General features: G+C 38.8%; 5 protein-coding genes. All 5 read left to right on the top strand.

Annotated elements, in window-relative coordinates; genetic code table 11:
* The first annotated feature begins 248 nt into the window (after positions 1-248).
* The gene (locus tag SULAR_RS05045; protein WP_008243674.1) at positions 249-1,517 is read left to right on the top strand and encodes a nucleotide sugar dehydrogenase; all 1,269 of its coding nucleotides are present in this window, start codon (positions 249-251) and stop codon (positions 1,515-1,517) included.
* Between the two features lie 129 nt (positions 1,518-1,646).
* Positions 1,647-2,669 (top strand): UDP-glucose 4-epimerase GalE, encoded by a 1,023-nt coding sequence (gene galE / locus SULAR_RS05040; protein WP_008243673.1) that lies wholly within the window; start codon positions 1,647-1,649, stop codon positions 2,667-2,669.
* The gene (gene galU, locus SULAR_RS05035) at positions 2,651-3,496 is read left to right on the top strand and encodes a UTP--glucose-1-phosphate uridylyltransferase GalU (RefSeq protein WP_008243672.1); all 846 of its coding nucleotides are present in this window, start codon (positions 2,651-2,653) and stop codon (positions 3,494-3,496) included. Before galE ends, galU begins: the two co-directional genes overlap by 19 nt.
* A complete protein-coding gene (wecB, locus tag SULAR_RS05030) occupies positions 3,496-4,632 on the top strand; it encodes a non-hydrolyzing UDP-N-acetylglucosamine 2-epimerase (RefSeq protein ID WP_008243671.1) in 1,137 nt (378 codons plus the stop codon). Before galU ends, wecB begins: the two co-directional genes overlap by 1 nt.
* A gap of 9 nt (positions 4,633-4,641) precedes the next feature.
* The gene (gene wecC / locus SULAR_RS05025; RefSeq protein WP_038000186.1) at positions 4,642-5,826 is read left to right on the top strand and encodes a UDP-N-acetyl-D-mannosamine dehydrogenase; all 1,185 of its coding nucleotides are present in this window, start codon (positions 4,642-4,644) and stop codon (positions 5,824-5,826) included.
* The last annotated feature ends 23 nt before the right edge of the window (positions 5,827-5,849 follow it).

Here is a 5,849-nt window from a genome sequence, read left to right as displayed (position 1 = left end):
TCTAAATAAATATCAATAAAAAATTTAGGGGTATTTAAAAGGGTATATATTTATTAGGAATGATTTAAATACCAGTTTATAGTCTCATATGAATCCTTATATCGGATTTGTATATCTCCATTCTCACAAATATAAGTTTCGTTTTTTCTACACTATAACTAAAGTGTAATCATTCTATATTATTTCCTATGAAGCTCTAACCGCCCTTTTGATACAATACATGCAATTTAATATCAGGATATTTTTCTATGGCTCATAAGATTGCAGTGATCGGACTTGGTTATGTTGGATTGCCTTTGGCGCATGCATTTTCGGAGAAGTACGAGGTAGTCGGTTTTGATATTGCTCAGTGGCGTATTGATGAGCTTAATTCTGGTGTGGACCGTACGCTTGAACTGAGTAACGAACAAGTCAAAGAAGCTTTGGCTCAAGGTATGAAATTTACTGCAAATCTTGATGAGATTTCTGATTGTAATGTGTACATTTTGACTGTGCCTACGCCTATAGATAGTTCAAACCGTCCTGACCTTACGCCGCTTATCAAATCTTCTGAATCTGTTGGAAAAGTACTGAAAAAAGATGACATTGTTATCTATGAGTCTACTGTTTATCCTGGTGTAACAGAAGAGGTTTGTGTTCCGGTACTTGAGAAGATGAGTGGGTTGAAGTTCAATGAAGACTTCTACTGTGGATACTCTCCAGAACGTATCAACCCGGGAGATAAAGAACATACAGTGACTAAGATCCTAAAGGTTACTGCTGGTTCTACACCTGAGATCGCAAAAGTAGTGGATGATCTTTATAAAAGTATCATTACAGCGGGTACACACTTAGCATCTTCTATCAAAGTGGCTGAAGCTTCAAAGGTGATCGAAAATACGCAAAGAGATGTCAACATTGCTCTTATCAATGAGCTTGCACTTATATTTGATACGATGGGTATCGATACAACTGAGGTCATCAATGCGGCTGCAACAAAATGGAACTTCATTAAACTGACTCCTGGTTTAGTAGGTGGTCACTGTATCGGTGTAGATCCTTACTATCTTACACATAAGGCACAAGAGCTTGGGTACAAACCAAATCTTATTCTTGGAGCACGCCAGATCAATAATGGCATGAGTAAGTATATCGCTGAACGTACGATCAAAGAGATGATATCACATGATAAGAAGATCAAAGGTGCAAATATATTGGTCATGGGCTTAACTTTTAAAGAAGACTGCCCTGACATTAGAAACTCAAAAGTCTTTGACATCATCGATGAACTAGAAGATTATGGATGCAGTGTGGATGCTTATGATCCATGGATCGATCAGAAGGATGTAGATCAGAAAAACTTTGTGTTTATCACAGATCCTTTCCAAGCGGATAAAAAATATGATGCTATCATTGTAGCGGTAGGTCATAAGGAATTCAAGGTACTGAATCGTAGTGTATTTGAAGGTATTAGTACAACTGAACCGGTATTGATAGACATCAAAGGGATCGTAGAAAATCCTACATGGAGATTATAAATAAAAATGTTTTTGTTTGAATGTTACATTAATATGACATTCAAATGATACACTTTTACTTTTATTTTTATATATAGATAAAATATTTATATAAAAATAATTGGATAAGTTAAAAGGGGAAAACAAGTTATGCATATTCTTGTAACAGGTGGAGCAGGTTACATTGGTAGTCATGTGGTCAAGTTATTACTTGAAAACAGTGATCATGAAATTACCATTCTTGATAACCTTGTAACAGGATTTAAAGAAACCGTTGATACGTTAATGGTGATTGCCAACGAAAATAATCTCACCCTGAACTTCATTCAAGAAGATCTTTCCAATTTTGACAAGATCGAAACTGTCATGAAAGAAAATAGTTTTGATGCAATTATCCATTTTGCTGCTTCTCTTGTGGTACCAGAAAGTGTTGAGAACCCTTTAAAGTATTATCTGAACAACACTGCCAATACTGCTAACCTCATAAAATGTGCTACAGAAAATGGGGTAAATAAATTTATCTTCTCATCAACAGCAGCCACGTATGGAGAACCTGATGCAACTGTAGTGAACTTGGAGAGTGGGCTTAAAGAGAGTGATCCCACAGATCCTATTAACCCTTACGGGATGAGTAAACTCATGAGTGAAAGAGTACTCAAAGATACAGCATTTGCCTATGATGATTTTAAGTATGCAGCACTGCGTTATTTTAATGTAGCAGGTTCTGATCCTGATGGTCGTATCGGTCAGTCCACGAAAAATGCTACACTGCTCATAAAAGTAGCTGCAGAAACTGCCACAGGTAAGCGTGAAAAGATGTATATCTTTGGAGAAGATTATCCTACACATGACGGTACGGGTATCCGTGACTATATACACGTAGTAGATCTTGCTCAGGCACATATAGAGGCTTTAGAGTATCTTGAAGATCACGATAGTGATGTGTTTAATGTAGGGTATAGTAGAGGCTTTTCGGTTAAAGAGGTTATTGATACCATGAAAAAAGTCTCTGGCGTTGATTTCAGTGTGGAGACAAAAGAACGACGTGCAGGAGATCCTGCCATCCTTATCTCAGATAATACAAAGATCAAAAATGCCATGCATTGGGAACCAAAATATGATGATCTTGAAGTCATCTGTCAAACAACATTAGAATGGGAGAAAAAAATTTGAGAATCAGAAAATGTCTATTTCCCGCAGCAGGATACGGTACCCGTTTTCTACCAGCGACCAAAGCCACACCAAAAGAGATGCTACCGGTCCTCACCAAGCCACTCATTCAGTATGGGGTGGAAGAAGCACTGGAAGCAGGTCTCAACACGATGGCTATCATTACAGGACGTGGTAAACGTGCCATAGAGGACCATTTTGATATCTCATATGAACTTGAACAGCAGATAAAAGGTACGAGCAAAGAGCCCCTTCTTGATGAAATACGTTCTCTGATAGACCAATGTACTTTCTCCTATACAAGACAAGTAGAGATGAAAGGTCTTGGACATGCTATCCTCACAGGAGAAACACTTATAGGAAATGAACCGTTTGCCGTTGTTCTAGCAGATGATCTCTGTACCAATGGAAATGACGGTGTACTCAAACAGATGATAGATGTGTATGAAAAATACCAATGTTCTGTTGTAGCCATCGAAGAAGTACCGATGGATCAGACCTATAAGTATGGTGTCATAGCTGGAAAACTGGTTGATAATACAGAGAATATCTATAGAGTGACCAATATGGTTGAAAAACCAGACCCAAAAGATGCACCGACGAATATGGCTATAATAGGACGCTACATCCTTACACCGGATATCTTTGATATCCTCAGAGAAACAAAACCAGGTAAGAATGGCGAGATCCAGGTCACCGATGCTATTCTTAAGCAGGCAAAAAACGGAAAAGTGATCGCTTATAAATTTGATGGTCAACGGTTTGACTGTGGTTCTATAGATGGGTTTGTTGAAGCTACTAATTATTTTTATAATAGAGTTGAAGCATAATGCAAAAAATACTCATCGTTTTTGGTACTCGTCCAGAAGCCATTAAAATGGCACCACTTGTCAAAGAGTTTCAAAAGTTTCCGCATATGTTTGATACAAAAGTATGTGTGACGGCACAACATAGAGAAATGCTTGACCAGGTTTTAGAGCTTTTTGAAATCATCCCTGAGTATGATCTTGACATTATGAAGCCGGGACAAGATCTTTATGATGTAACGTCTAATGTGCTTCTTGGCATGAAGCCTGTACTTACAGATTTTAAACCGGATGTGGTATTTGTACATGGTGACACATCAACAACTTTTGCTGCCTCTATGGCAGCATTTTACCAGCAGATCAAAGTGGCGCACATCGAAGCAGGTTTGAGAACCGGTGACATCTATTCTCCTTGGCCTGAAGAGGCAAACCGTCAGCTTACTTCGCAGATCACAGCGTATCACTTTGCACCAACTCAAACAAGTAAAGAGAATCTTTTACGTGAAAATGTCAATGCAAAAAGTATTGTCGTAACGGGTAATACGGTCATTGATGCACTGTTCCTAGCGTTAGAGAAGATAAAATCCAATAAGCAACTTGAAACAGAAATCGTTCAGCATTTAGAAACGCTTGATTATCATTTATCAGAGGATCAAAAGATCATTCTGGTCACAGGACATAGAAGAGAAAATCATGGTCAAGGTTTTATCAATATTTGTACTGCTCTTAAAGAGATCGCTGTTTCTAATCCGGATATCGATATTGTGTATCCTGTACATCTTAATCCAAATGTGCAAAAACCTGTAAAGGAACTTCTCTCAGATGTAGCAAATATTTACCTCATTGAACCGCTACAGTATGAACAATTTATCTATATGATGGATAAGTCTTACTTTATTATCACTGATAGTGGAGGAGTACAGGAAGAGGCACCATCTCTTGGAAAACCGGTACTTGTCATGAGAGAAACTACAGAACGCCCGGAAGCCTTGGAAGCAGTTACAGTTAAGCTGGTAGGTACAGATATTGAACTGATCAGAAATGAAGCACAAAAGTTGATCGATGATCAAGATGTGTATAGCCGTATGTCCCATGCGAGTAATCCTTATGGAGACGGTACTGCTTGTAGACAGGTCGTTGAATTTATGAAGGAAAGATAAATGGATAAAATGGATAAAAAAGTATGTGTGGTTGGCCTAGGATATATAGGACTACCAACTGCAGCACTGTTAGCAAATAGGGGTTATGAGGTACATGGTGTTGATGTCGTACAGAGAACGGTTGATATTATCAACCGTGGTGAAATTCACATCGTTGAACCTGAACTTGATACGTTTGTTCACGCAGCAGTCAACAGTGGTAAGCTCAAAGCAGATCTAAAACCTACACAGGCAGATATATTTATCATCGCTGTTCCTACACCGTTTCATGATGGGTATGTGCCAAATATCGACTATGTTGTCTCTGCGACAGAAGCGATAGCTCCTTATGTACAAGAAGGAAATATAGTCATACTGGAGTCTACCTCACCGGTCGGTACGACAGATAAGGTGGCAGAAGTACTGGCATCACATGGTATAGACACAAGTAAAGTGCATATTGCACACTGTCCTGAGCGTGTTCTTCCGGGACACATTATGCGTGAACTGGTAGAAAATGACCGTATCGTAGGAGGGATTACTCCAGAAGCGACTGAGGCAACTGTAGTCTTTTACCAAACCTTTGTAGAGGGTGAAGTACTTTCAACCGATGCTAAAACAGCAGAAATGGCAAAGCTGACCGAAAACAGCTTTAGAGACACCAATATCGCCTTCGCCAATGAACTCTCCATCCTTTGTGATAAATTCGGTATTGATGTTTGGGAACTCATCAGGTTAGCCAACAGACATCCAAGAGTCAATATACTTCAGCCAAGTGCAGGTGTTGGTGGACACTGTATTGCTGTAGATCCTTGGTTCATCGTCCATGCAGGTGGTGAAGATGCCAAGATGATACGAACTGCCAGAGAAGTAAATACTTATAAAACAGAGTGGGCTATAGAGAAGATCAAAAACGCAGCGTTAACATTTGAAAATAAACATGGAAGAAAAGCGAAGGTCGCTTGTATGGGATTGGCATTTAAGCCAGATATTGATGACCTTAGAGAGTCTCCGGCACTCTACATCACAAGACGTCTTATCGCAGATGGATTTGATGTTTTAGCAGTAGAGCCAAATATCGAGAGTTTTAAAGAGTTTGAGATAGTAGGGTATCAAGAAGCACTTGAAAAAGCAGATATTATTACTTTTCTTGTCGCACATAAAGAGTTTAAAAATTTAGAAATCGAGACAGATTTAGATTTTTGTGGGGTTTAATAAGTAATGAAAGGGATTATATT

This window comes from Sulfurovum sp. AR (genome assembly GCF_000296775.1).
Classification (GTDB): domain Bacteria; phylum Campylobacterota; class Campylobacteria; order Campylobacterales; family Sulfurovaceae; genus Sulfurovum; species Sulfurovum xiamenensis.
The sequence above is the reverse complement of the archived record's forward strand: the minus strand, read 5'-3'. Positions and strand labels throughout refer to the sequence as shown.

What these genes read in the sequence shown, in the direction of transcription:
- SULAR_RS05045 (WP_008243674.1), top strand. Translation starts at nt 249, where the DNA reads ATGGCTCATAAGATTGCAGTGATCGGACTTGGTTATGTTGGATTGCCT.
- galE (WP_008243673.1), top strand. Translation starts at nt 1,647, where the DNA reads ATGCATATTCTTGTAACAGGTGGAGCAGGTTACATTGGTAGTCATGTG.
- galU (WP_008243672.1), top strand. Translation starts at nt 2,651, where the DNA reads ATGGGAGAAAAAAATTTGAGAATCAGAAAATGTCTATTTCCCGCAGCA.
- wecB (WP_008243671.1), top strand. Translation starts at nt 3,496, where the DNA reads ATGCAAAAAATACTCATCGTTTTTGGTACTCGTCCAGAAGCCATTAAA.
- wecC (WP_038000186.1), top strand. Translation starts at nt 4,642, where the DNA reads ATGGATAAAAAAGTATGTGTGGTTGGCCTAGGATATATAGGACTACCA.